The sequence below is a fragment of the Leisingera sp. UBA4491 genome (genome assembly GCF_002388965.1).
GTDB classification, from domain to species: domain Bacteria; phylum Pseudomonadota; class Alphaproteobacteria; order Rhodobacterales; family Rhodobacteraceae; genus Leisingera; species Leisingera aquaemixtae.
On the sequence record NZ_DGNN01000026.1, the window covers coordinates 414,950 to 437,550 of the forward strand.

Genomic DNA, 22,601 nt, shown 5'->3' on the forward strand with positions numbered 1-22,601 from the left:
TCGGGCGCTAAACTGCCCCCTTGGATCAAGGGGGCCAATCGGTCTGGCTGCAGCTTTCTCGGATCGTGCCGGACAAAAGCCGAAGCCAGCGAAACTCATCAGAACGGGGGAAGCCAAGTGCCGGTTTCCGGCCCGTTCGGACAGCATAAGGCCTGTGGATAGGTAATGACAATGGGCATTCGTCACCGCAGGACCTGAAAATGAATCCAGCCTGCTCTTACCCGGAAAAACGTTAACTTTTCGTTGAAATTCAGCGAAGTGCCGGACTTCTGCGGCAGTTCCGGCCCCCGAAACGAAACGCGCCCGGACCGTGTCCTGCGTCAGGAAACGGCCCGGACAGCGGTCACGCCAGATAATCCGAGCGCTGCAGGCCGTATTTCGCCATTTTCTCGTTCAGCGTCCGGCGCGGCAGGCACAGCTCGTCCATCACGCTGGCGATCGAGCCCTTGTGGCGGCGCATGGTGTTGTCGATCAGCATCCGCTCGAAGGCTTCCACATATTCTTTCAGCGGCTTGCCCTCGGTGGTCATTACCGGCTGCATTTCCTCGTGATCGGACATCAGGAGCGACGCGATGGTTCCGGAGCCTCGGCGCGACTGCAGCACGGCACGCTCGGCGATGTTGATCAGCTGACGCACGTTGCCCGGCCAGGGCGCTTGCAAGAGCTGCGCGGCCTCCTGAGCGCTGACCTGCGGCGCATCGCAGCCGTATTCCTCGGAAAACTGCTCGCTGAGGCGGGTGAACAGGGTCAGGATATCCTCGCCGCGCTGGCGCAGCGGCGGCACGGTGATGCGCAGCGCCGCCAGACGGTAGAACAGATCCGGGCGCAGCGCGTCCTCACAGGTCTTGCCGGCTTCCTGCAGGTTGGAAATGGCGATGATCCGGGTTTCGGCAGGCGTGCCCTGTTCGTTGATCACGCTCAAGAGCTTGGCCTGCAGGGTTTCCGACAGCGCGTCGATGTCTTCCAGCACCAGAGTGCCGCCGCGGGCCTCCTCAATTGCGGGCAGCATGCTGTCTTCGGGCTGCATCGGGCCGAACAGGCGCTTGGCCAGCGCCTCCTCTTCCAAAGCAGCGCAAGAGACCAGCACGAATTTCTTGCCCGCGCGGCTGCCGACCGCGTGCAGCGCGTGGGCGACCAGCGTCTTGCCGGTGCCGGTTTCCCCGTCGATCAGCACGTGGCCGTCGGCCTGGCCGAGGTCCAGAATATCCTCGCGCAGGCGCTCCATCACCGGGCTTTGACCGATCAGCTTTTTCATGATCTGCGAGCCGTCCGACAGCTCGCGCCGCAGCGCCCGGTTGTCCAGGGTCAGGCGGCGGGCGCCGGTGGCGCGCTTGGCCAGCTCCGACATGCGGTCCGGGTTAAAGGGCTTCTCCAGGAAGTCGAAGGCCCCCACCCGCATCGCCTCCACCGCCATCGGCACATCGCCATGGCCGGTGATCATGATCACCGGCAGCGCGCTGTCGGTGCCCATCAGCTTTTTCAGGAACTGCATCCCGTCCATGCCCGGCATCTTGATATCGGAAATCACGATCCCCGGGTAATCCGGCCCCAGCACCTTCAGCGCTTCCTCGGCGCTGGGGAAGGTTTCCGTGTCATACCCCGACAGCGCCAGCCACTGGCTGATCGACTGCCGCATATCCTGTTCATCATCAACGATCGCGATTTTCATAGCCTGGGCCATGCGCGTTCTCTCCTAATCACTCCGGGCGGCCTATTCGGCAGCCTCGATACCGTCCACCAGGACCGGCAGTTGCATCTCAAAGACCGCGCCGCCGTTCTGGCCATTGCGGGCGGTCAGCCGTCCCCCAAGGTCGTTGACGATCCCCGAGGAGATGGCAAGACCCAAACCAACCCCGTCCCCGGGCTGCTTGGTGGTGTAGAAAGGCTCAAACAGGTTGTCGAAGTCCTTGATTCCCACCCCGTTGTCGCGCACCGACAGGGTTGCCGTCTCACCGGCGGCCAGCAGGATTTCCACCTCAGGGTCCGCCACGGATTTGGTGGCGTCCAGCGCATTGCGCAAGAGGTTGACCATAACTTGTTCCAGGCGCATCCGGTCGCCCATCACCATAACAGGTTCTTCGGGCAAAATCCGGGTGATTTTCACATGCCTTTGGCGCAGCTGCGGTTCCATCATCGACAGGCTTGACGCCAACGCATCGCCCAAGTTTACAGGGCTGAACGCATCGCCGCCCTTGCGCGCATAGGACTTCAGCTGGCGGGTGATCGCCCCCATCCGCTCAATCAGGTCGTCAATGCGGCCGAAGGAGGCCAGCGCCTCATCCGGTCGGTTGCGGTTCAAGAGCAGGCGGGCGCCGGCCAGATATGTTTTCATCGCGGCCAGCGGCTGGTTCAGCTCGTGGCTGACCGCCGCGGACATCTCCCCGAGGGCAGCCAGTTTGGAGCTTTGGGCCAGGCTCTGCTCGGCCACCGCAAGGGTCTTTTGCATCCGTTCACGCTCGGCAATTTCCCGCTGCAAACGCGCATTCAATACGCGAAGCTCTGCCGACTCCCGCTGGAACAGCGCCATCCGCAGCGCGGTCTTGCGGCTCAGCGCATAGAAAGCCAGCGCCAGCAGGATCGCGAATCCCATAATTTCCAGCGCCAGCACGGCATTTACCCGCTCCCGCACCGACGAATAGGTGGTGAAGGACGCCATCCGCCAGCCTTGGAACGGCACCCTTGTTTCCAGCCGCATCACCGCCTCGCCCTGCAGGTAGGCGTCGGGGGGCAGCGCGGTCCAGTCGGTGGTCGCGCGGATCGCCCGCTGGATCGCGCCTTCCGGCGTCTGCAGCGTCAGCGCATCGCCTTCCTTAAGGCCGCGCCAGCGCGCCTCGGTGGCCAGAATGATGGTGCCGGTGCTGTCGGTGACCAGCACCGCGTCGGAAATCCCCGCCCAGGCGCGCTCGAACTTCTGCAGGTCCACTTCAACCACAATCGCGCCCAGCACACCGGTCGCATCAATGATGCGGCGCGAATAGGTGAAGCGGTAGCCGCCGACCTCGCGCGGGATCACCGAGAATACGGTCGACTTGGCCCGCACCGCATCAACGAAATAGGCGGCATTGCGGTGGTTCGAGCCCAGCCGGTTGCGGTCCGTGGCCGCCACCGTGCGCCCGTCCTGCGCCAGCAGCATGATCGAGGCCGCGCCGATTTCATCGACAAAGGAGATAAGCCGCTGGGTAGACAGGGAGAAATCATTGGACTGCAGCGCCGAGATCAAGGTCTGGTCGCGCGCCAGCAGCTGCGGCACGATGGCGTGCTGGCGCAGCTCGCTCAGCAGGTTGCCGGAATACAGCGCCAGCCGCAGCTCGGCCCGGTTGCGGGTGCTTTCGGTGAACCGGTGGGTCAGCGCCCGGTTGGTGGTCCAGACGGTGACCGCGGCCACCACCATGAACAGCACAAGCCCAAGCCGCGCCCGCCACGAAATCGTGCGCGAACCAGCCTTTGCCTTGCTTTTGATCATCTCAGAGCGCGGGGCGGTCATGACTCATACCTATTGCGGCCGCCCCGCATCCTCAAGTCACGCCGCGGTGACCATTCCCGCCAATGCGCGGAACACTGCCGCACCGTCGGTGCCGCCATGACCCTCATCCGCAGCCCGCTCCGGGTGCGGCATCATGCCGAGAACGCGGCGGTTGTCCGACAGGATGCCGGCAATGTCCGCGACCGAGCCATTGGGGTTGTCTTCATAGGTGAAGGCCACCCGGTCCTGGTCCTGCAGCGCCTTGACGGTGTCCGCATCGGCGAAATAGTTGCCGTCGTGGTGGGCAATCGGGACCCCGATCACATCACCCGCATTGTAGCCTTGGGTAAAGACGCTGTCAGAGGTCGCCACCTTAAGGTTCACGGTGCGGCAAATGTATTTCAGGCCTGCATTTCGCAGCAGCGCTCCCGGCAGCACGCCGGTTTCGGTCAGGATCTGGAAACCGTTGCAGACGCCAATGGCATAGCCGCCGCGCTCGGCGTGCTCAATCACCGCCTTGCAGATCGGCGACTGGGCCGCAATCGCGCCGCAGCGCAGGTAGTCGCCATAGGAAAAGCCGCCCGGCACGCCAACGATGTCCACACCCTCAGGCAGGGCACTGTCCTTATGCCAGACCATCGACACATCGAAGCCGGCCTGCTCGAACGCCACCGCCAGATCGCGGTCGCAGTTCGAACCCGGGAAGACTACTACCGCCGCCTTCATCACTGCATCTCGATGCTGTAGGATTCGATCACGGTGTTGGCCAGCAGCTTCTCGCACATCGCGGTCACATCTGCTTCGGTCGCGCCTTCGGCCAGATCCAGGTCAATCACTTTGCCCTGGCGCACACCTTCAACCTTGTCAAAGCCCAGGGCCCCCAGCGCGTGGCGCACAGCCTCGCCCTGCGGATCCAGAACCCCGTTCTTCAGCATCACATGCACCCGTGCCTTCATCGCATCATCCCTCAGGTTTTCGATGGCGAAGCCCCATCCAGGCTTCATCTTTCTAAAAATACTCAAGGACCCGCGGCGCGGCAGGCGCAGCGGGTCCCGATCTCAGTTCACCAGCGTCGGCTTGCCCGGCGCAGGCGGGTTATTCGGCATCACGCCCAGGCGGCGCGCCACTTCGCTGTAGGCATCGGTCAGACTGCCGAGGTCGCGGCGGAATACGTCCTTGTCGAGCTTCTGGCCGGTGTTGATGTCCCACAGGCGGCAGCTGTCGGGGCTGATCTCATCGGCGATCACCAGGCGCTGGAAGTCGCCCTCGTAAATGCGGCCGATCTCGATCTTAAAGTCGACCAGGCGGATGCCGACCGCCAGGAACACGCCAGACAGGAAATCATTCACCCGCAGCGCCAGGCTCAAGATATCGTCCATGTCCTGCTGGCTGGCCCAGCCGAAGGCGGCGATATGCTCTTCGGTGACCAGCGGATCTCCCAGGGCGTCGTCCTTGTAGCAGTATTCCACGATCGGCCGCGGCAGCTGGGTGCCCTCATCGATGCCCAGGCGCTTGGAGATGCTGCCCGCCGCATAGTTGCGCACGATGATCTCCAGCGGGATGATCTCGCAGCTGCGCACCAGCTGCTCGCGCATGTTCAGACGCTTCAGGAAATGGGTCGGCACACCGATCTGCCCCAGCCCCAGCATGAAGAACTCGCTGAGGATGTTGTTCAGGACTCCCTTGCCTTCGATCACGTCGTGCTTTTCGGCGTTGAAGGCGGTGGCGTCATCCTTGAAATACTGCACAATGGTGCCCGGCTCCGGGCCTTCATACAGTGTCTTTGCCTTGCCTTCGTAGATTTTTTTGCGGCGCGCCATTGGGAACCTTTCGGGTCATTGCCGGGAATCCGGCCCTGCGATGTGCCGCCCTCATAGTGCAAGGGGGCTTCAGCCGCAAGCTTGCTGCACAGGCCCGCCATGCCGCGGGCGTTGCGGCGGCCGCCCCCGAACCGGCACCCGGATCCGGCCAGCCGCTGCCCTGCTTAGGACAAATCCGCCCAAAGGCTTTATCAGGAACTGTTTTTTCTTGCCCTGGGGAGCAATCATACTCCTATCATACCACAGGTGCACAAGGTTAATGAGGATCAGCCATGACAACATTCGACGAACGCGAGCAGGCCTTTGAGGCCAAGTTTGCGCATGATGAGGAAATGCAGTTCAAGGCGCGGGCGCGCCGCAACAAGATGCTGGGCCTGTGGGCGGCTGACCTTTTGGGCAAGACCGGCTCCTCGGCCAATGAGTATGCCCAGTCGATTGTGGCAGCGGACCTTGAGGAAGCCAGCCATGAGGACGTGGTGCGCAAGCTGACCGGCGATCTGGGCAGCCGGGCCAGCGAAGAGCAGATCCGCATGAAACTGCAGGAACTTCTGGTGCAGGCGCAGGCAGACATCCTGAACGAGACGAGCTGAACAAACTAGCAGCGGCAAAAGGCCCGGCTGGAATACCCCCGGTCCGCCCTGTGTCCGGGCGCCTGCCGCCCCGGTGCGGCACAGGCCGGCGGCGGGAGCGTGCTGCCTTGGTGCGCCGGTTTGCCTCCGGCACGGCACCGCCGGGCCGACACCCGTCAATTTTAAGGGTTAACCGAACCGACAACCGCATCCCCTATACTGCCGGGCAAGGTGTTTGTTGCGCGCCAGTCCGGGAGTGCCATGACGTTTTCCGTATCCTCCGCCCCCAGAACGGCCGCGCGGCTGCTTCGGCTGGCCGTTCCGTTTGCGGTCATGGCGGGCTGCCTGTGGCTTCTGCAGGTGCAATCGGACCTGCCTCCCCTGGACGAGCTTGGCACCCTCGTCTTTGACCTCCCGGCATGGAAATGGGCGGGCGCTGCGCTGGCCACTGCTGTCAGCTTCTGGGCGCTGGGACGTTACGATTGCGTTGCCCACCGCCACCTCGGCACCGGGCTCGACGGACCGGCTGCGCGCCGTGCCGGCATGGCCGCCATCGCCTTTTCGCAGACCGCCGGTTTTGGCCTGATCACCGGATCCTATGCCCGCTGGCGCCTGCTGCCCGGCTTGACGCCCCTGCAAGCAGGACAGCTGACCGCGCTGGTTGCTGCAACCTTTCTCGCTTCCCTGGCGGTGATCTGCGGCGCGTCCCTGATCGCCGCGCCGCCTGCGCCGGGCCTGGCATGGGCGGGCGCCCTGATCCTGCTGGCCGCAGCAGCGCTTGCCGCCTGCAGCTTTCTGATCCCGCAACCCCAGCTGTTCGGGCTGCAGCTGCGCTGGCCGTCGCTGACCGCGATGACTGCCTTGGGGTTTTGGGCGGCAGCCGACGTTGCTGCCGCAGGCACGGCCCTGTGGCTGCTGCTGCCGTCCGGCACCGGCGTTGCCTGGGGTCAGCTTCTCACCGCCTATGCTGTGGCCTTGGGCCTTGCGGTTGTCTCTTCCGCGCCCGGCGGGGCGGGACCGTTTGAGCTGGCGCTTTGCGCGCTGCTGCCTGCGGTTCCGGACCACAGCCTGATCGCCGCGCTGCTGGCCTTCCGCGTGATTTATTATGCCGTCCCAGCAGTAATCGCCGGATTTCTGCTGGTCTTTCCCGGTCTATTGGCAGCGCAAAAGACAGCAGTGGACGACACCGATCTGCTTGGCAGCCGCAGCCAGCCGGCCGCCGCCCTGCCCTGGGACCGCTGCTGTGCAGAGACCGGGATCATCCGCCAGAACGGCGGCCGGGTCCACGCCTTTGGCCTGAACCGTGTTGCCTTGCTGGACAGCGCCCAGGCCTCGGTGGCGCTGTTCGACCCGCTGTCGGGACTGACCGGAGAAACCTTTGCCCCGCTCGCGCGGCATGCCCGCCGCCGCAACGCCGCGGCCTGCTATTACAAATGCAGCGCGCGCACGGCGCTTCTGGCCCGCAAGTCGGGCTGGAAAGTGCTGCGCATCGCCGAAGAGGCGGTGCTCGACCCGCGGGCCTTCTCCGAGAACGGATCCAGCCGCCGCCAGCTGCGCCGCAAGCTGCGCCACGCAGAAAAAACGAGCATTGACGTCTACCGCGCGGTGAACCGCCTGCCATTTGAACAAATGCAAGAGGTTGATAGCGCCTGGCAATCGGCGCATGGCACCGCCTATGGCACCACGATGGGCCGCTTCGAGCCCGGCTATCTGGCCTGCCAGGAGGTGATCCTGGCCTTCCGCGAGGGGCAGCTCATCGGTTTTGCCAGCTTCCACACTTCGGCCCGTGAATGGTGCCTGGACCTGATCCGCTTGCGCCCTGATGTGCCCGACGGCGCTGGCCATGCGCTGGTGCGGGCAGGCATTGCCGCCGCCGCCGCGGACGGCATCCCCCGGCTGTCGCTGGCCGCGGTGCCGGATCATCGCTTGGCCAAGGGCGTGGACCGCGGCCTGCGCCGGTTCAAGGAGTGCTTCGCCCCGCGGTGGGAGCCGCGCTATATGGCAGCGCCCGGCTGGTTGCAGATGGCCATATCCATTGCCGAGCTGCTGCGCCTGGTGCACCGCCCGCCGCCAGTGCTGCCTGCCGCAGCGCCGCAGACTCATAATGAAGATGAAGAAAATGAAATTGCCCTTGCCCGCCCGGCGTGAGACAGGGGAAACAGACCACTTTGCCGTCCGCACCGCCGGGGCGGCCTGCTGACATGGGACAAAACTGATGACGAATACTTTCAAACAGCTGCTGGACACCAGGGATGTGCTGCTGGCGGATGGCGCAACCGGCACCAATCTGTTTGCCATGGGTCTGCAGTCCGGCGATGCGCCGGAACTGTGGAACGTGGACGAACCCAAGAAGATCATGGCGCTGTACCAGGGCTCTGTCGATGCGGGCAGCGACCTGTTCCTGACCAACAGCTTCGGCGGCACCGCCGCACGCCTGAAACTGCATGACGCACAGGGCCGCGTGCGCGAGCTGAACCGGATTGCCGCCGAGCTTGGCCGCGAAGTGGCCGATAAGGCGGAGCGCAAGATTGCCGTGGCCGGCTCCGTCGGTCCGACCGGGGAAATCTTCGAACCCGTCGGCGCCATGTCCCACGCGCTGGCGGTTGAGATGTTCCACGAGCAGGCCGACGCCCTGAAAGAAGGCGGCGCTGATGTGCTGTGGCTGGAAACCATTTCCGCGCCGGAGGAATTCCGCGCTGCGGCGGAGGCCTTCAAACTGGCAGACATGCCCTGGTGCGGCACCATGAGCTTTGACACCGCTGGCCGCTCCATGATGGGGGTAACCTCGGCCGATTTCGCCCAGCTGGTGGAGGAATTCGACAACGCGCCGCTGGCCTTCGGCGCCAACTGCGGCACCGGCGCCTCCGACATTCTGCGCACCGTTCTGGGCTTTGCCGCCCAGGGCACCGAGCGCCCGATCATCTCCAAGGGCAATGCCGGCATTCCGAAATATGTCGACGGCCACATCCACTACGATGGCACCCCGGAACTGATGGGCGAATATGCGGTAATGGCCCGGGACGCGGGCGCCAAGATCATCGGCGGCTGCTGCGGCACCATGCCCGACCACCTGCGCCACATGCGCGCGGCGCTCGACAGCCGCCCGCGCGGCGGCCGCCCGGCACTGGAACAGATCGTCGAGGTTCTGGGCCCCTTCACCTCTGACAGCGATGGCACCGGCGAGGATGCCGCAGCCGGCGGCGAGCGCCGCGGCCGCCGCGGCCGCCGCCGCCCCTGACCACAGCAGCAGGCCAGTAAAGGCCGGAACAGGATTGGCGCCGCATGTCAGCATGCGGCGCTTTTTTTAGCTCCCGTTGCCCGCACCGCCGCGGTCCTCACCTTTGCTTAGCCGACAATGCTGAATCCGCGGATCTCCGGGTCGGGATCGGTTTTCTCCGTCAGAACGTCCTTCACTGAGGCCGCCCCGAGGCCGCGGCCCATTCTGCGCACCATGTCGGCGACACTGGCCGACGGCCCTATCAGCAACGCCCGCACGGACCCGTCAGGTTCATTGCGGACCCAGCCCGTGAGCCCATGACGCATCGCTTCCGCCCTGGCCCAGGCGCGGAAAGCCACGCCCTGCACGCGCCCGGTGACACGCGCCTTCACAGCTACAGATGCCATTGGACACCTTCCTTTCCGTCATGAAGACCTCCAGCATAGCACAGAAGCGCCGCCACGGCGGTTCAAGAACAGATCAGAACAACGCCAGTTGATCGCCGGGCTGCGGCGGGCGGGCGAACAGATCGCAGCGCAGCTCCGGCGTCCGCTCCCGCAACCCCAGACGCTTGCAGGCCGCCTTGAAACGCTGCGCGATCATCTCGGCGTACCGGCCCTCGCCCCGCATCCTGTGGCCCCAGCGCGGGTCATAATCGCGCCCGCCGTGCATCTCCCTCAGCCGCGCCATCACCTTGGCGGCGCGGCCCGGCTCATGTTCCGCCAGCCATTCCTGCCACAGCTCCGACACCTCCCGCGGCAGCCGCAGCATGATCCAGCTTGCGGCATCGGCGCCGGCATCAGCCCCCGCGGCCAGCAGCGCCTCCAGCTCATGATCCGTCAGCCCCGGCACTACGGGAGAAGTCATCACCCGCACCGGCACGCCTGCCGCCGTCAGCCGCCGGATCGCGGCCAGACGCCTGGCGGGAAGTGGCGCACGCGGCTCCATCCGGCGCGACAGATCCGCATCCAGGGTGGTGACGGAAATGCCGACCCGCACCAGCCCCTTCGCTGCCATCGGTGCCAGGATATCGAGATCGCGCTCGACCAATGCGCCCTTGGTTACAATTGCCACCGGGTGATTGAAATCGCGCAGCACCTCCAGGCAGGCCCGGGTGATGCCATAGTTCCGCTCACACGGCTGGTAGGGATCGGTATTGGTGCCAAGCGCGATAGTGGCCGCCTTGTAGTGCGGCGCCGACAACTCCCGCCGAAGCACCGCCGCCGCATTGGGCCGCGCAATCAGCCGTGTTTCGAAATCCATCCCCGGCGACAGGCCCAAGTAGGCATGGGTGGGCCGCGCAAAGCAGTATATGCAACCATGCTCGCACCCGCGGTACGGGTTGATCGACCGGTCAAACGGCAGATCGGGCGACCGGTTGTAGGTGATGATCGACCGCGCCGCCTCCTGCCGCACCTCGGTGGGAATCACCGCCTCCGGCGTCTCCTGAAACCAGCCGTCATCGACCGCATCGCGCACCATATCATAGCGGCCTGCCGCATTGCTGAGGCTGGCGCGCGCTTTGCGGCGCAGGGGATCTGGCGTGAATTCCTGTGGCATAGGCGCAAAATAACCGCCACACCGGAACAAATAAAGAACAAATGGCCAAAATCGAAGATTTCCATGTGGAATCTTCATTATTCTTGCACCGAAATTGTCTCTATACGTCGGTTAGAACAGCGGCAATGTCGCAAATAATGCAGTCCGCGGGCGGCATTCTGTCACAAAAGCTTCTGAAATAGGCCAACACCGGGGACATCCCCGTCAGCAAGGATTAGGCGCATGTCGGACGAAGAAGACATCATCCTCTCGGAACTCGATGACGAGGAACTTGTTCAGCAGATGTTTGACGACCTCTATGATGGTCTCAAAGAGGAAATCGAAGAAGGCGTGAACATCCTTCTCGAGCGCGGCTGGGCGCCTTACGACATCCTGACCAAGGCTCTGGTGGGCGGCATGACCATCGTCGGCGCCGACTTCCGCGACGGCATCCTGTTCGTTCCCGAAGTGCTGCTGGCGGCCAACGCGATGAAGGGCGGCATGTCCATCCTGAAGCCGCTTCTGGCGGAAACCGGCGCCCCGCGCATGGGCTCCATGGTGATCGGCACCGTCAAGGGCGACATCCACGACATCGGCAAGAACCTGGTGTCGATGATGATGGAAGGCGCCGGCTTCGAAGTTTACGACATCGGCATCAACAACCCGGTCGAGAACTACCTGGAAGCCATGGCTGAGCATAAGCCCGACATCCTCGGCATGTCCGCTCTGCTGACCACCACTATGCCCTACATGAAAGTGGTCATCGACACCATGATCGAGCAGGGCCTGCGCGACGACTACATCGTGCTGGTTGGCGGCGCGCCGCTGAACGAAGAGTTCGGCAAGGCAATCGGCGCCGACGGCTATTGCCGGGACGCAGCCGTGGCCGTGGAAATGGCCAAGGATTTCGTCGCGCGCAAGCACAACGCGATGAGCGCCTGATTTGGCACGCAAAGGACGCGCAGCCCGCTTGACAGAGCGGGCTGCCTTCCGCCCCCCCACCGGGCGGACACTTGAGGAAAGCTCCCTCACCGAACAGGGCCTGGCCGCCCCTGAAAAGAAGACCGGCCGCATCCTGCTGATCGCCTGCGGCGCGCTTGCGCGTGAAATCATTGACATCAATGAGAAAAACGGGCTGGATCACATCGACCTCACCTGCCTGCCTGCCAAGTTGCACCTCTATCCGGAGCAGATTGTGGACGCCATCGACGGCGCCGTGGCCAAGCATTCAGCCGTCTATGACAAGATATTTGTGGTTTATGCCGATTGCGGCACCGGCGGCGCGCTGGAGCGCAAATGCGCCGAGCTGGGCGTCGAGATGGTGGCAGGCCCGCATTGCTATTCCTTCTTCGAGGGCAACGAGATCTTCGCCCGCCATTCGGAAGAAGGCGAAATCACCGCCTTCTACCTCACCGATTTCCTGGTCAAGCAGTTCGACGCTTTCGTCTGGCGCCCGATGGGCCTCGACAAGAATCCGGAGCTGCGGGACATGGTGTTCGGCAACTACACCAAGCTGATCTACCAGTCGCAGACCAGCGACCCCAAGCTGATGGAAAAGGCCCGCGCATGCGCAGACCGCATGGGGCTGGAGTTCGAGCACCGCCACACCGGCTATGGCGATCTGGAAACATCCCTGACCGCCTGGGCCAAGGGTTCCTCTTCTTCTGGCTGAAAATATCCCGGGGAGCGCGAGGGGCCGGCCCCTCGCCCCGGTCAGCCTCAGGCCTGCGCCATCGCGGTTTCGCGGATCCGCTCGATCATTGCCCTGAGGCCATTGGAGCGCTGCGAGGACAGATGCTCATTCAGCTCCAGCCGGCCCAGTTCCGCCTTGGCGTCCACCGACACCACCTGCTGCAGGGGCAAACCGTTATACAGCTTGCGCAGCACCGCGATCAGACCGCGCACAATCATTGCGTCGCTGTCGCCGTCGAACCGGAACACCCCGCCCTCGACCGTCGCATGCAGCCACACCTGGCTGGCGCAGCCGTCGACCTTGGTGGCGGGCACCTTCAGCGCGTCGTCCAGCGGCTCCATCGCCTTGCCCAGGTCGATCACATGGCGGTAACGGTCCTCCCAGTCCTCCATGAACTCGAAGTCTTCCACGATCTCTTCAAAGGCGGCTGTGGCCATCGTCCGTCCATCCTCAAAATCCGCATTCCGGGGCTGATCAGCACCTAAGCCCCTGCCCGCACCATTTCAACCGCTTTTCAAGCTTCGGCCAATCGGGTAATCCCTTGCAAAGACATTTTGAATGGGCGGGGACAGATGCACAAACCATTGGCTCTCACATTGGCCGCAGCGCTGGGTCTGGCCGGCTGCGGCGGCTGGAAAGACTCGCGGGTCAACCCCACCAACTGGTTCGGCAGATCGGCCCCCGCAGAGGCAACGGTGCCGCAGGGCACCAATCCGCTGCTGCCGCAAGAAAGCAACGCGCGCGGGATTTTCGCCAAGAAGCCGCCAGAGGACAAAAGCGTCCTGATCAGCCAGGTCACCGGGCTGCAGATTGAGCGCACCGCCTCCGGGGCCATCATTCACGCCTCCGGCGTTGCTGCGCGCCAGGGCGCGTTTGATGTCGAGCTGCGCAAGGCTGAAACAGCAGAGGACGGCGTTCTGGCCTATGACTTCCGGGTGGTCTATCCGGAGGAAGCAACCCTGAAGGGCAGCGAATTCAGCCGGACGCTTCACGCGGCCCGCACGCTGTCCAATGAGGATCTTGAGGCAATCCGCCTGGTCCGGGTGAACGGCGCGGAGAACGCACGGGAAAGCCGCCGGCGCTGATCCTTAACGCTGTAAAGGACTGAAACAAAAAACGCCCGCGTTTGCGGGCGTTTCTTTTGCGCAGGTGAGAGCTCTTTACAGCTCCACCACCTGTACCGCCTGGCCGTTGGCGGCAAGGCCGATCTTGCCCTCGCAAAGCCGCAGCGCATCGGCACCGAACACCTCGCGGCGCCAGCCGCTAAGGGCCGGCACATCCCGCAGGCCCGCAGCGATGGCATCCAGATCGGCGCTCGGCGCGATCAGCTTGGCCGCAACGCCCTCGGCCTCGGTCTTGGCCTTCAGGAGCACCCGAAGCAGGTCTGCCAGCGCCGGGTTCACCTGCAGCTTCTCCCTGCTGCGGTCCAGGCGGGGGAACTTCTCCGCCGGGCAGCTGACGCCCTTGGCCACCGCCTCCAGGATGCCCTCGGCAATCGCGCCTTTGCGGGCCTCGCGCAGCAGCAGACGAGAGCCGCCCAGCTCCGCCGCAGTGCGCGGCTTGGTCGAGGCCAGCTCCACCAGCGCGTCATCCTTGAACACCCGGTTGCGCGGCACGTTGTTGCTCTGCGCGTAAATCTCGCGGAACGCCGCCAGCTCGCGCACCACCGCCAGGAACTTGCCCGAGTTGGTGCGGGTCTTGACCCGCTGCCAGGCCTCCTGCGGCTGGATGTCATACGTTGCCGGATCGGTCAGCACTTGCAGCTCTTCCGCGACCCAGTGGGACCGGCCGCTCTTGTCCAGCTCGGCCGCCAGGAATTCGTAGATCTTGCGCAGATGGGTCACATCCGCCAGCGCATATGTCTTCTGCGCCTCGCTCAGCGGGCGGCGCGACCAGTCGGTAAAGCGCGAGGTCTTGTCCAGCCCCTGCTTGACGATCTTGCGCACCAGGGTTTCATACCCCGCCTGCTCGCCAAAGCCGCAGACCATTGCCGCAACCTGAGTGTCAAACAGAGGCTTGGGAAAGACGCTCGCATCGACCCAGAAGATCTCGAGGTCCTGACGTGCGGCATGGAACACCTTAACCACGCTTTCGTCGCGAAACAGCGCATAAAGCGGCTCCAGCGAGATGCCCTCGGCCAGCGGGTCAACCAGCACAGCGTCGTTTTCACCATCGCCGGCAAAGGCCAGCTGAATCAGGCAAAGCTTGGAATAATAGGTCCGCTCGCGCAGAAATTCGGTATCCACAGTGACATAGGGATGCTGTGCGGCGGCATCGCAAAAGGCCTGCAGTTCTTCGGTCGTGGTCAGGGTTTTCATCAATTACCGCTTTTCAATCTCACGTGGGCCGGGACGTGATACGCGCTTGTTCCGGGCAATGCAAACAGGTGCCGCTGCCGCCGTGGATTTGTGCTGCAAGCGGCACAGCCGCTGGCGTACCGGCGCCCCTGAATTCACTGTTTGTGATAATACTGTCGTCAAACATTCATTTCCCTGATGTAAGTGCAGCCCCTAGATTAGGTGTGCATCGCAAACAGGAGAATGACCGATGACTTCACTCGACTTTTCCGCCGCAAAAACTGCAGGAACTGCGCCGCATCGCGGGATGATTCCGCTGCTGGCTGCTGCTGCTTTGCTATTGCTTCTGAGCCTGCCCGCGCTTCTGGCCCCGGCCCCGCCGAAGGATCTGCTGGATTGGCACGGCAACAGCGCAGCCGTGCAGGAACGGCGCTAGGGCAGCTGGACCGGGGTTTTGTCGCCAGCGGCAAAGCGGCGCAGCACGGCCGGGTACAGCTTGTGCTCCTGCACCAGCACCCGCGCCGCCAGCGTTTCCGGCGTGTCGCCGGGCAGAACCGGCACCCTGGCCTGGCCCAGCACCGGGCCGTCGTCCAGGCGCGGCGTCACCTCATGCACGGTGCAGCCATGCTCCGCGTCGCCCGCCTCAAGCGCGCGGGCGTGAGTGTGCAACCCTTTGTATTTCGGCAGCAGCGAGGGGTGAATGTTCAGCATCCGGCCTTCGAACTGCGACACGAACCCGGCGGTCAGAACCCGCATGAAACCGGCCAGACAGACAATATCCGCACCGGCCTCGAAAATGGGTTTCACCAGCTCAGCCTCAAAGGCCGCCCGGTCGCCCTGAAAGGGGCGGTGGTCCACCACGGCAGTGGCCACACCTGCGGCAGCGGCCTTGGCCAGCCCGCCGGCACTTGCGTTGTTGGACAGTACCAGACAGGCCCGCGCCGGATGGCCGCCGGTCATGCTCTCCAGCAGCGACACCATGTTGGAGCCGCCGCCGGATATCAAGATCGCGACCTTCTTGTGGCTCACAGCAGCTTGCCCGCATAGCGCATGCCGGCGCCTTTGGTGACGGTGCCCAGACGGGCCACTGTCTCGCCTTCGGCTTCCAGCACCTTCACCAGCTCATCGGCGCGGTCCGCCGCGACCGACAGGATCATGCCAATGCCGCAGTTGAAGGTCTTGAGCATTTCTGCTTCGGCAATGCCGCCGGTCTCTGCCATCCATTTGAACACGGGCGGCAGGTCCCAGGCGTTCAGGTCGATGTCGGCGCCCAGGTCCTCGGGCAGCACGCGCGGCAGATTCTCGGTCAGGCCGCCGCCGGTGATATGGGCCAGCGCATGCACGCCGCCTGCCCGCACCGCCGCCAGGCACTGCTTCACATAGAGACGCGTCGGGGTCAGCAGCGCCGCGCCCAGAGTGCCTTCGCCAAACGGGCAGTCCGCATCCCAGCCCAGCCCGGAGACCTCGACCAGCTTGCGCACCAGGGAATAGCCATTGGAATGCACGCCGTCGGACGCCAGCCCCAGCAGCACGTCGCCCTCGACCACGCCTTCAGGCAGCGCAGAGCCGCGCTCCATCGCGCCCACGGCAAAGCCTGCAAGGTCAAAATCGCCTTCGGGGTACATGCCCGGCATCTCTGCCGTTTCTCCGCCGATCAACGCGCAGCCGGAGCGCACGCAGCCCTCGGCAATGCCCTCGATGATGCGGGCAGCAGTGTCGGTTTCCAGTTTTCCGGTGGCGAAATAGTCGAGGAAGAACAGCGGCTCAGCGCCCTGGCACACCAGGTCGTTGACGCACATCGCCACCAGGTCGATGCCAACGCCATCCACCACGCCGGTGTCGATCGCGATCCGCAGTTTGGTGCCGACACCATCGGTGGCGCCGACCAGGATCGGATCGCTGTAACCGGCGGCTTTCAGATCGAACAGAGCGCCAAATCCGCCCAGCCCGCTGGCCACGCCGGGGCGGTTGGTACGCTTGGCGGCCGGCTTGATCCGGTCGACCAGGGCGTTGCCCGCATCAATGTCCACACCTGCGTCTGCATAGGTCAGGCCGTTCTTGCCGCTGGTCATCATTTGGCTCCTTCCAACACGTTGCGGCAGCCTTTAGCGCAAGGCGGAAGAGAAGGAAACAAGCGATTGCATCCCGGCACAGAAGGCCGCGGCCGCAGCACCGCGATGCAATCGCCGCTTGACCTCCCGCGCGCCATTTTCTAACCACAGGACAATGGCGGGCCTGTAGCTCAACGGTTAGAGCAGAGCGCTCATAACGCTTTGGTTGCAGGTTCGAATCCTGCCGGGCCTACCAGATCATCCGCCACAGCACCTGACGCGGCCTGCAATCTCCGCGCGCCGGACCCAATCCCCCCGCTGCCGCACCCGCAGATGCACCCCGCGTGCGGCGTGATAGCTGTGAGATGCGCAGCCGGGCGTTCCAGACCGCGGCGGTAGCTGGTGAACGGTTCGGTCTGAGACACGGCAGGTCTTTCAACACCGTTTTGCGTCAGGACTGGCAGCCGCGGGGCACCAGGGATACCTCCAACAGGACGTCCCCCTGGCCGCCGGATCAGCGCGCGATGACGATATCGGCCTGCAAGCCGCCCAAGTCGGCGCTTTCCCCCAGCCGCAGCGTGCCGCCATGGGCGCGGGCAGTGTCCGCCACAATCGCCAGCCCAAGGCCGACACCCGAGCCGCGGTTCTGATTGCGGGCCGGATCCAGCCGGGTAAAGGGCCGGATCGCATCGCCGCGCTGCTCTGGCGGGATGCCGGGACCGTCATCTTCGACCCGGATGCGCAAGGACCGCTCTGTCAGCGCCACCGACACCCGCGCCCTGGTGCCATAGCGCACGGCATTGGAAATCAGGTTTTCCACCGCCCGGCGCACCGGCTGGCGCCGCAGCAGCACTTCGCCTGCTCCGCTCATCTCGCCCAATGCCACCTGGTTTTCCTGACGCTGCCAGTCGGCAATGATGGTGCGGACCAGGTCGTGGGGGTCCACCGGTTCCGGCTCACTCACCGCGGAACCGCGGGAAAAATCCAGGAACGCATCCAGCAGCGCCTGCATCTCGTCGACATCGCGCAGCATCGGCGCGGCGTCTTCCTCGTCCAGCATCGCCAGCTCCAGCTTCATCCGCGTCAGCGGCGTGCGCAGGTCATGGCTCACGCCGGACAGCATCAGCGTGCGCTGTTCGATCTGCCGCTCGATCCGGGCCCGCATATCCAGAAACGCGCTGCCGGCCGCGCGCACCTCTGTGGCGCCGCTGGGCGAGTACGGCACCACCCGCCCGCGGCCAAAGGCCTCTGCGGCATCGGCCAGCCGCTTGATCGGGCGCAGCTGGTTGCGCATGTACAGAAAGGAGATCAGCATCATCAGGAAGCCAAACAGCAGCATGGTGACAATCAGCTGATGCGGTGCCGCGGCGGTCAGGCGGCGGCGGTCAAAGCTCAGCTCGACCAGCCCGTGCGCGGTGCCGAAATAGACCAGCGCCCTGCGGTCCGCCGGAAACCGTGCCGCCAGGAACCCCGGGAAGGTTTTCTCCAGCTCGTCGCGCACCACCCGGCCGGAAAACTCGATCAGGCTGAACTGGTCCTTTGGGAGCGGCGCCCCGGGCGCCAGATACCGCGCCTGCATGTTCAGCGGCTGCAGCAGCGGCGCCATCTGTGCCAGCGCCGTCTCCTGATCCGGCGCCGCTTCCGCCACCTGCCGCAGCAGTTCCAGCTCGCGCTGGATGGTGGCGGTCATCTGCACGGTCACGTCCTCCAGATCCCGCTTGATGAACACAACCGAGACCACGATCTGCAGCGCCACGATCGGCACCACCAGGATCAGGGCCGCCCGGGCGTAAAGGCTGCGCGGCATATAACGTTTGAGCCAATTGAAGGACATGGGCTAAGCCTATAGGGCGCCAGGAAAAGAGAAAAGACGGTCCGGCGGCGCATCAGTGCAGGAAAACAACAGCGGTGCAAGACCATGAATTCAGCAGACGACTTTAATCCGCAGCCCGGCCGCGCCGTGGAGCTGGAGCCCGGCCTGCGCCGCATCCTTGCGCCGAATCCTTCTCCGATGACCTTTCGCGGCACCAATACCTATCTGATCGGCACCGGCAGCCTGGCCGTGATCGACCCGGGGCCGGAGTGCGCACCGCATCTGGAGGCGATTCTCGCCGCCGTCCAGCCCGGTCAGCGGATCACCCATATTGTCGTGACCCACAGCCATCTGGACCACTCCCCGCTGGCGCGCGGCCTGAGCCAGGCCACCGGCGCGCCGGTCTATGCCTTTGGCGGCGCGGGCGCGGGCCGCAGCGCCGTTATGTCCTGGCTGGCCGCCAGCGGGCTGGCCGAAGGCGGCGAAGGCATCGACACAGAGTTTGCCCCGGACATCACCGTCCGCGACAGCGACGTGATCGGCGGCGATGGCTGGGAACTGGAGGTGATTCACACGCCCGGCCACCTGGGCAACCATATTGCGCTGGCCTGGAATGATGCCTGCTTCACTGCGGATCACGTGATGGGCTGGGCCAGTTCGCTGGTGTCGCCGCCGGATGGCGACCTTACCGATTTCATGGACTCCTGCCGCCGCCTGCGCCAGCGCAGCTGGCGGGTGTTCCACCCCGGCCACGGCGCGCCGGTCACAGATCCCGCCGGGCGGCTCGACTGGCTGATTGCGCACCGCCAATCGCGCGAGGCTGCGATTCTGCAGGCGCTGGGGCAAGCCCCCGCCACCGCGCGCGCCCTGGCGGAGCAGATCTACACCGAAACCCCGCCTGCCCTGCTGAAGGCGGCGGAGCGCAACGTCTTTGCCCATCTCGTGGACCTCAGCGGCCGCGGCTTGGCAGCACCGCAGGAAACCCTGTCCGCCGCAGCCGTCTTTGCGCGGCGCGGCGGCTGATTTTTTTCAAAAAAATCCCTCCGCCCTCTGGACGCCCAATCAGCGGACCGCTATACGGCACGAACCGTTCCGGCGTAGCTCAGCGGTAGAGCAGTTGACTGTTAATCAATTGGTCGTAGGTTCGATCCCTACCGCCGGAGCCATTTTCAAAAACACCTGAAAACAGGTCTTTAGGCTGTTCAGCGCTGGTTCTTGCCTGTGCTTTCTGCCAGTGTATTCCGGCCCGCCACGGCCGGCTTGCCGCAGAGTCCAATCGCCAGCTCTGCCGCCGCCCCTGCCCCTTCTGCCGTCCCGAAGCGTCCGGATTTCCGCCCCGCGAAGGCCTGCATACCCGGCCGGAAAGCGGGCGCAAAAAAATCGCCCCAAAAGCAAATTTTCCTCTGGACGCCCCAGGTTGGAACTCTTATACGACGCCTCACATTCCGGCGTAGCTCAGCGGTAGAGCAGTTGACTGTTAATCAATTGGTCGTAGGTTCGATCCCTACCGCCGGAGCCAGATTTCCAGGGGTCAAAGCAGCGATGCTTTGTCCCCTTTTGGTTTAGCGCGGCCGCTTCGGCTTTTCTGCCCTTGCCCTTTCCCAGTGCCCCGCCAGGGTTTGCCGCCCCCCCTGTCACGAGGGCAGGTGCGGTGCCAGGATCATTTCGGCACTGGCCCAGGCCTGCTGGAAGAGTGCCAGCGGCGGATCCTCTCCCAGCTCTGCCTTTTCGATAGCCAGCATTGCGCGGCGCAGATCCGACAGCCCCAGCACCGCAGCCGAACCTGCCAGCCTGTGCGCCTCCTTGCGCTGCGGGTCCTCCAGCGCCGTGGAGGTCTGCAGCGTGTCCTGCAGCTGGGTCACCTCATCGCAGAACAACACCAGGAAACTGCGCGCCCGCTCCGCCCCCAGGGCCTCGAAGAACTGGTGGATGTCGGACTCGATTCTGGGCAGCGCCTTGACCCCGCCTCCAGCCCGGCGCGCAATCACATCGGCAAGCTCCGCCTTGTTGACCGGCTTGGTCAGCACTTCGGCAAAGCCAGCCTCCAGAATGCGGGCGTGATCCTCGGCCGCAGCATGGGCCGTCAGCGCAACGATATCGGTCCCTTCGGCAAACTGCCCGGCGCGGATCCGGCGCAGCGCCTCAATACCGTCCACCTCCGGCATGCTGATATCCATCAGAATCAGATCGAAGCGCCCCCCTTCGGCCGCCTCCACCGCCTCGGCACCGCCCGGCACCGCAGTAACTTGATGGCCCTCCTGGCTCAGCAGCGTCGCCAGCAGCTCGCGGTTGATGTCATTGTCCTCCGCGATCAGCAGACGGCAGGCGCCCTTGTTCCGCGGCTTGTCCTGTTCGGCCTGCAGCGGAGGCGCCTTGGCGGGGGGCAGCGCCAGCGAAATGGTGAACAGGCTGCCCTCGCCCGGCTCGCTCTCGCAGGTTATGGTGCCGCCCATCGCCTCCACCAGGCGCTTGGTGATCGCCAGCCCCAGGCCGGTGCCCTCGCTGCCGCGGCCATAGCTGGCGTCCAGCGTGATAAAGTCCTCAAAGATCCGGTCCAGATCCTCCGGCGCGATGCCCTGGCCAGTGTCTGCGACGCTGAATTCCACCGTTTCACCGTCGGGCAGACGCATCACGTCAACGCTGACAGCACCCTCTCTGGTGAATTTCAGGGCGTTGCCGATCAGGTTCAACAGCACCTGCTGAACGGCGCGGGGGCGGCCGGCGACCACCGGTTTCCCCCCCAGGCTGCAATGCAGCGACAGGTCGATTCCCTGGCCCTTGGCGCTGGCCTGCTGGCTCTCGACCAGGCCGCTCACCAGCTCATCCAGATCGAATATCCGAAGTTTTTCAGAATCGGCACCGGACTCCAGCCGCGACAGCTCCAGCACGTCATTGACGTGATGCAGCAGCAATTCGCCGGAAACCCGCATGGCCCGCAGATAGCGGCGCTGCTCCTGTGTCAGCCCGGTGCCCTCAATCAGGTCGATGGCCCCCAGAACCCCGGTCAGCGGCGTGCGCATCTCATGACTCATGACCGTCAAAAGGTTGTGCTTGGCCCGCTCGCCCGCCAAGGCGTCATCCCGCGCCCGCCGCAGTTCTTCTTCCACCTCGATCCGCTCCGAAATGTCGCGCAGGAAGCTGACAAACACCATTTCGGAACCGGACTGACTGACCGAAACGGACAGCTCCACCGGGAACAGCTCGCCGGATTTGCGCCGCGCCTCCAGCTGCAGCCGCCCCTTGCCTGCAACCCGCGTCTCACCGGTTCGCAAAAAGCGCCTCATGCCGGCCTTATGCGCCTCCTGCAAATGGTCCGGTACGATCAGGTTAACCATCGGCTGGCCGACCGCCTCATCGCGGCTGTAGCCAAAGACCGATTCCGCCGCACCGTTAAAGGCCTGGATCCGCCCGTCGGCGCCGACCACCAGGATCGCGTCCAGCGAGGAGGCAATCATCGCCTCCATCTGCGCCGCAGCCCGGCTGCGTTCGATCGCCATCTCACGCCCCTTGCGGTACAGCCGCCCAAGCAGCAGCGCCGCCAGCGCCAGCGCCAGCACCAAAGCCAGGACCACCCAGCCCAGCCGGTAAAGGATGGTGAAAAGCTGCAGCCGCTTGTCCTTGGTATCGTCCACCTGCAGGACAACCCCGAACAACGCCAGCTCGCGCACGTCCTTGCTGTTTGCGTTCAGTTCCGCCGCCAGTTCCAGCAAACCGTTCAAAAGCGCCTGATCGCCGCTGTCCACTACGGCCGCCATCCGATCCAGACGGTCCTGCATCTGCTGCAACAGGCCCGCCCCGCCCTGGCTGCTGCGCAGGTCCTCGAACAGCGGGCTTTCGCGGAAGGTCGCGATCCGGCTGTAGTAAATGTCAAACTGGCGCCGCAGCCGGGGCAGATCCTCAGCCTTGCGCGCCGTCAGCACCGCGGTCTGCAGCTTCAGATGCTCCACCTCGGCCTGGGACAGGTTCCATTGCATGTTGTCGGTGGCCGCGGTCGACAGCTTGTCCAGCTCCTGCAGAACCTGATGGCCCAGCCGCACCGACTGCGCCGCCAGCGCCGCAGCGACGGCCAGCACCAGGGCCAGAACCCAGCGCGGCACAGAGGGAAACCCGTGAAGCATCAGCTGCCGGCCCCCTGCCCG

General features: G+C 64.6%; 21 protein-coding genes and 3 tRNA genes. 11 read left to right on the forward strand and 13 right to left on the reverse strand.

Features of this window, described 5'->3' with window-relative positions; all coding sequences use genetic code 11:
* Positions 1-343: 343 nt before the first annotated feature.
* From B2P87_RS15565 to purC, 5 genes are all read right to left on the reverse strand, one after another.
* Positions 344-1,681, reverse strand: coding sequence for a sigma-54-dependent transcriptional regulator (locus B2P87_RS15565; protein WP_058286696.1), 1,338 nt, complete (start codon positions 1,679-1,681; stop codon positions 344-346).
* A gap of 30 nt (positions 1,682-1,711) precedes the next feature.
* On the reverse strand, positions 1,712-3,484 hold the full coding sequence (locus tag B2P87_RS15570; protein ID WP_058286695.1) for an ATP-binding protein: 1,773 nt from the start codon (positions 3,482-3,484) through the stop codon (positions 1,712-1,714).
* A 36-nt stretch (positions 3,485-3,520) separates the two neighbouring features.
* Positions 3,521-4,189, reverse strand: coding sequence for a phosphoribosylformylglycinamidine synthase subunit PurQ (purQ, locus tag B2P87_RS15575; RefSeq protein WP_141890162.1), 669 nt, complete (start codon positions 4,187-4,189; stop codon positions 3,521-3,523).
* Positions 4,189-4,419 carry a phosphoribosylformylglycinamidine synthase subunit PurS gene (purS, locus tag B2P87_RS15580; protein ID WP_027243772.1) on the reverse strand — a complete coding sequence of 77 codons (231 nt, stop codon included), beginning with the start codon at positions 4,417-4,419 and terminating at the stop codon, positions 4,189-4,191. Before purS ends, purQ begins: the two co-directional genes overlap by 1 nt.
* 102 nt (positions 4,420-4,521) lie before the next feature.
* Positions 4,522-5,283 (reverse strand): phosphoribosylaminoimidazolesuccinocarboxamide synthase, encoded by a 762-nt coding sequence (purC, locus tag B2P87_RS15585; protein WP_008555976.1) that lies wholly within the window; start codon positions 5,281-5,283, stop codon positions 4,522-4,524.
* A 272-nt stretch (positions 5,284-5,555) separates the two neighbouring features.
* On the opposite strand from purC, the gene B2P87_RS15590 reads away from it, so the two are divergent.
* From B2P87_RS15590 to bmt, 3 genes are all read left to right on the forward strand, one after another.
* Positions 5,556-5,873, forward strand: coding sequence for a DUF1476 domain-containing protein (locus B2P87_RS15590; RefSeq protein WP_141890161.1), 318 nt, complete (start codon positions 5,556-5,558; stop codon positions 5,871-5,873).
* Between the two features lie 240 nt (positions 5,874-6,113).
* On the forward strand, positions 6,114-8,000 hold the full coding sequence (locus B2P87_RS15595; RefSeq protein ID WP_141890160.1) for a phosphatidylglycerol lysyltransferase domain-containing protein: 1,887 nt from the start codon (positions 6,114-6,116) through the stop codon (positions 7,998-8,000).
* A gap of 67 nt (positions 8,001-8,067) precedes the next feature.
* A complete protein-coding gene (bmt, locus tag B2P87_RS15600; protein ID WP_141890159.1) occupies positions 8,068-9,090 on the forward strand; it encodes a betaine--homocysteine S-methyltransferase in 1,023 nt (340 codons plus the stop codon).
* A gap of 107 nt (positions 9,091-9,197) precedes the next feature.
* On the opposite strand, the gene B2P87_RS15605 is transcribed toward bmt, so the two are convergent.
* The gene (locus B2P87_RS15605) at positions 9,198-9,476 is read right to left on the reverse strand and encodes an acylphosphatase (protein ID WP_141890158.1); all 279 of its coding nucleotides are present in this window, start codon (positions 9,474-9,476) and stop codon (positions 9,198-9,200) included.
* Positions 9,477-9,549: 73 nt separating this feature from the next.
* Complete coding sequence (locus tag B2P87_RS15610; RefSeq protein ID WP_141890157.1) at positions 9,550-10,629, reverse strand: PA0069 family radical SAM protein; 1,080 nt, start codon at positions 10,627-10,629, stop codon at positions 9,550-9,552.
* A 222-nt stretch (positions 10,630-10,851) separates the two neighbouring features.
* Here B2P87_RS15610 and B2P87_RS15615 point away from each other — a divergent pair, with 222 nt between their 5' ends.
* Entirely contained in the window at positions 10,852-11,550 is a 699-nt protein-coding gene (locus B2P87_RS15615; RefSeq protein WP_058286688.1) for a corrinoid protein, read from the forward strand.
* Position 11,551: 1 nt separating this feature from the next.
* Positions 11,552-12,280 (forward strand): DUF1638 domain-containing protein, encoded by a 729-nt coding sequence (locus tag B2P87_RS15620; protein WP_141890156.1) that lies wholly within the window; start codon positions 11,552-11,554, stop codon positions 12,278-12,280.
* A gap of 47 nt (positions 12,281-12,327) precedes the next feature.
* Here the strand turns inward: B2P87_RS15620 and B2P87_RS15625 are convergent, their stop codons facing one another.
* On the reverse strand, positions 12,328-12,738 hold the full coding sequence (locus B2P87_RS15625; protein ID WP_008555164.1) for a SufE family protein: 411 nt from the start codon (positions 12,736-12,738) through the stop codon (positions 12,328-12,330).
* A gap of 147 nt (positions 12,739-12,885) precedes the next feature.
* On the opposite strand from B2P87_RS15625, the gene B2P87_RS15630 reads away from it, so the two are divergent.
* Positions 12,886-13,386, forward strand: coding sequence for a hypothetical protein (locus tag B2P87_RS15630; protein WP_260009553.1), 501 nt, complete (start codon positions 12,886-12,888; stop codon positions 13,384-13,386).
* A gap of 75 nt (positions 13,387-13,461) precedes the next feature.
* On the opposite strand, the gene rnd is transcribed toward B2P87_RS15630, so the two are convergent.
* Entirely contained in the window at positions 13,462-14,619 is a 1,158-nt protein-coding gene (gene rnd / locus B2P87_RS15635) for a ribonuclease D (RefSeq protein WP_141890154.1), read from the reverse strand.
* Positions 14,620-14,905: 286 nt separating this feature from the next.
* Here rnd and B2P87_RS15640 point away from each other — a divergent pair, with 286 nt between their 5' ends.
* A complete protein-coding gene (locus B2P87_RS15640; protein ID WP_286852880.1) occupies positions 14,906-15,034 on the forward strand; it encodes a hypothetical protein in 129 nt (42 codons plus the stop codon).
* On the opposite strand, the gene purN is transcribed toward B2P87_RS15640, so the two are convergent.
* Both purN and purM read right to left on the reverse strand, forming a co-directional pair.
* Complete coding sequence (gene purN, locus B2P87_RS15645; RefSeq protein WP_141890153.1) at positions 15,031-15,627, reverse strand: phosphoribosylglycinamide formyltransferase; 597 nt, start codon at positions 15,625-15,627, stop codon at positions 15,031-15,033. The two genes, B2P87_RS15640 and purN, sit on opposite strands and share 4 nt — an antisense overlap.
* On the reverse strand, positions 15,624-16,670 hold the full coding sequence (gene purM / locus B2P87_RS15650; protein WP_141890152.1) for a phosphoribosylformylglycinamidine cyclo-ligase: 1,047 nt from the start codon (positions 16,668-16,670) through the stop codon (positions 15,624-15,626). The genes purN and purM overlap by 4 nt, the downstream gene beginning before the upstream one ends.
* A 159-nt stretch (positions 16,671-16,829) precedes the next feature.
* Here purM and B2P87_RS15655 point away from each other — a divergent pair.
* Positions 16,830-16,905 (forward strand) — tRNA-Ile (locus tag B2P87_RS15655).
* A 258-nt stretch (positions 16,906-17,163) separates the two neighbouring features.
* On the opposite strand, the gene B2P87_RS15660 is transcribed toward B2P87_RS15655, so the two are convergent.
* A complete protein-coding gene (locus B2P87_RS15660; RefSeq protein ID WP_058288107.1) occupies positions 17,164-18,483 on the reverse strand; it encodes an ATP-binding protein in 1,320 nt (439 codons plus the stop codon).
* 84 nt (positions 18,484-18,567) lie between these two features.
* Between B2P87_RS15660 and B2P87_RS15665 the strand changes: the two genes are divergently transcribed.
* The 3 genes from B2P87_RS15665 to B2P87_RS15675 all read left to right on the forward strand — a co-directional run bounded on the left by B2P87_RS15665 (position 18,568) and on the right by B2P87_RS15675 (position 19,981).
* Positions 18,568-19,485: an MBL fold metallo-hydrolase gene (locus tag B2P87_RS15665; RefSeq protein WP_141890151.1), complete on the forward strand. Its 918-nt coding sequence runs from the start codon at positions 18,568-18,570 to the stop codon at positions 19,483-19,485.
* Between the two features lie 68 nt (positions 19,486-19,553).
* Positions 19,554-19,628 (forward strand) — tRNA-Asn (locus B2P87_RS15670).
* A 278-nt stretch (positions 19,629-19,906) separates the two neighbouring features.
* Positions 19,907-19,981: transfer RNA gene (locus B2P87_RS15675), tRNA-Asn, on the forward strand.
* A gap of 115 nt (positions 19,982-20,096) precedes the next feature.
* On the opposite strand, the gene B2P87_RS15680 is transcribed toward B2P87_RS15675, so the two are convergent.
* Positions 20,097-22,580, reverse strand: a complete 2,484-nt coding sequence (locus B2P87_RS15680) for a PAS domain-containing hybrid sensor histidine kinase/response regulator (RefSeq protein ID WP_141890150.1) — start codon at positions 22,578-22,580, stop codon at positions 20,097-20,099.
* Between the last annotated feature and the right edge of the window lie 21 nt (positions 22,581-22,601).

Bases quoted from the DNA above. Each gene is read 5' to 3' on its own strand.
- B2P87_RS15605 (WP_141890158.1), bottom strand. From the start codon at position 9,476: ATGGCATCTGTAGCTGTGAAGGCGCGTGTCACCGGGCGCGTGCAGGGC.
- B2P87_RS15590 (WP_141890161.1), top strand. From the start codon at position 5,556: ATGACAACATTCGACGAACGCGAGCAGGCCTTTGAGGCCAAGTTTGCG.
- B2P87_RS15625 (WP_008555164.1), bottom strand. From the start codon at position 12,738: ATGGCCACAGCCGCCTTTGAAGAGATCGTGGAAGACTTCGAGTTCATG.
- bmt (WP_141890159.1), top strand. From the start codon at position 8,068: ATGACGAATACTTTCAAACAGCTGCTGGACACCAGGGATGTGCTGCTG.
- B2P87_RS15610 (WP_141890157.1), bottom strand. From the start codon at position 10,629: ATGCCACAGGAATTCACGCCAGATCCCCTGCGCCGCAAAGCGCGCGCC.
- purC (WP_008555976.1), bottom strand. From the start codon at position 5,283: ATGGCGCGCCGCAAAAAAATCTACGAAGGCAAGGCAAAGACACTGTAT.
- B2P87_RS15570 (WP_058286695.1), bottom strand. From the start codon at position 3,484: ATGACCGCCCCGCGCTCTGAGATGATCAAAAGCAAGGCAAAGGCTGGT.
- B2P87_RS15595 (WP_141890160.1), top strand. From the start codon at position 6,114: ATGACGTTTTCCGTATCCTCCGCCCCCAGAACGGCCGCGCGGCTGCTT.
- B2P87_RS15615 (WP_058286688.1), top strand. From the start codon at position 10,852: ATGTCGGACGAAGAAGACATCATCCTCTCGGAACTCGATGACGAGGAA.
- B2P87_RS15640 (WP_286852880.1), top strand. From the start codon at position 14,906: ATGATTCCGCTGCTGGCTGCTGCTGCTTTGCTATTGCTTCTGAGCCTG.
- purM (WP_141890152.1), bottom strand. From the start codon at position 16,670: ATGACCAGCGGCAAGAACGGCCTGACCTATGCAGACGCAGGTGTGGAC.
- B2P87_RS15665 (WP_141890151.1), top strand. From the start codon at position 18,568: ATGAATTCAGCAGACGACTTTAATCCGCAGCCCGGCCGCGCCGTGGAG.
- rnd (WP_141890154.1), bottom strand. From the start codon at position 14,619: ATGAAAACCCTGACCACGACCGAAGAACTGCAGGCCTTTTGCGATGCC.
- B2P87_RS15680 (WP_141890150.1), bottom strand. From the start codon at position 22,580: ATGCTTCACGGGTTTCCCTCTGTGCCGCGCTGGGTTCTGGCCCTGGTG.
- B2P87_RS15660 (WP_058288107.1), bottom strand. From the start codon at position 18,483: ATGTCCTTCAATTGGCTCAAACGTTATATGCCGCGCAGCCTTTACGCC.
- purQ (WP_141890162.1), bottom strand. From the start codon at position 4,189: ATGAAGGCGGCGGTAGTAGTCTTCCCGGGTTCGAACTGCGACCGCGAT.
- B2P87_RS15565 (WP_058286696.1), bottom strand. From the start codon at position 1,681: ATGGCCCAGGCTATGAAAATCGCGATCGTTGATGATGAACAGGATATG.
- purS (WP_027243772.1), bottom strand. From the start codon at position 4,419: ATGAAGGCACGGGTGCATGTGATGCTGAAGAACGGGGTTCTGGATCCG.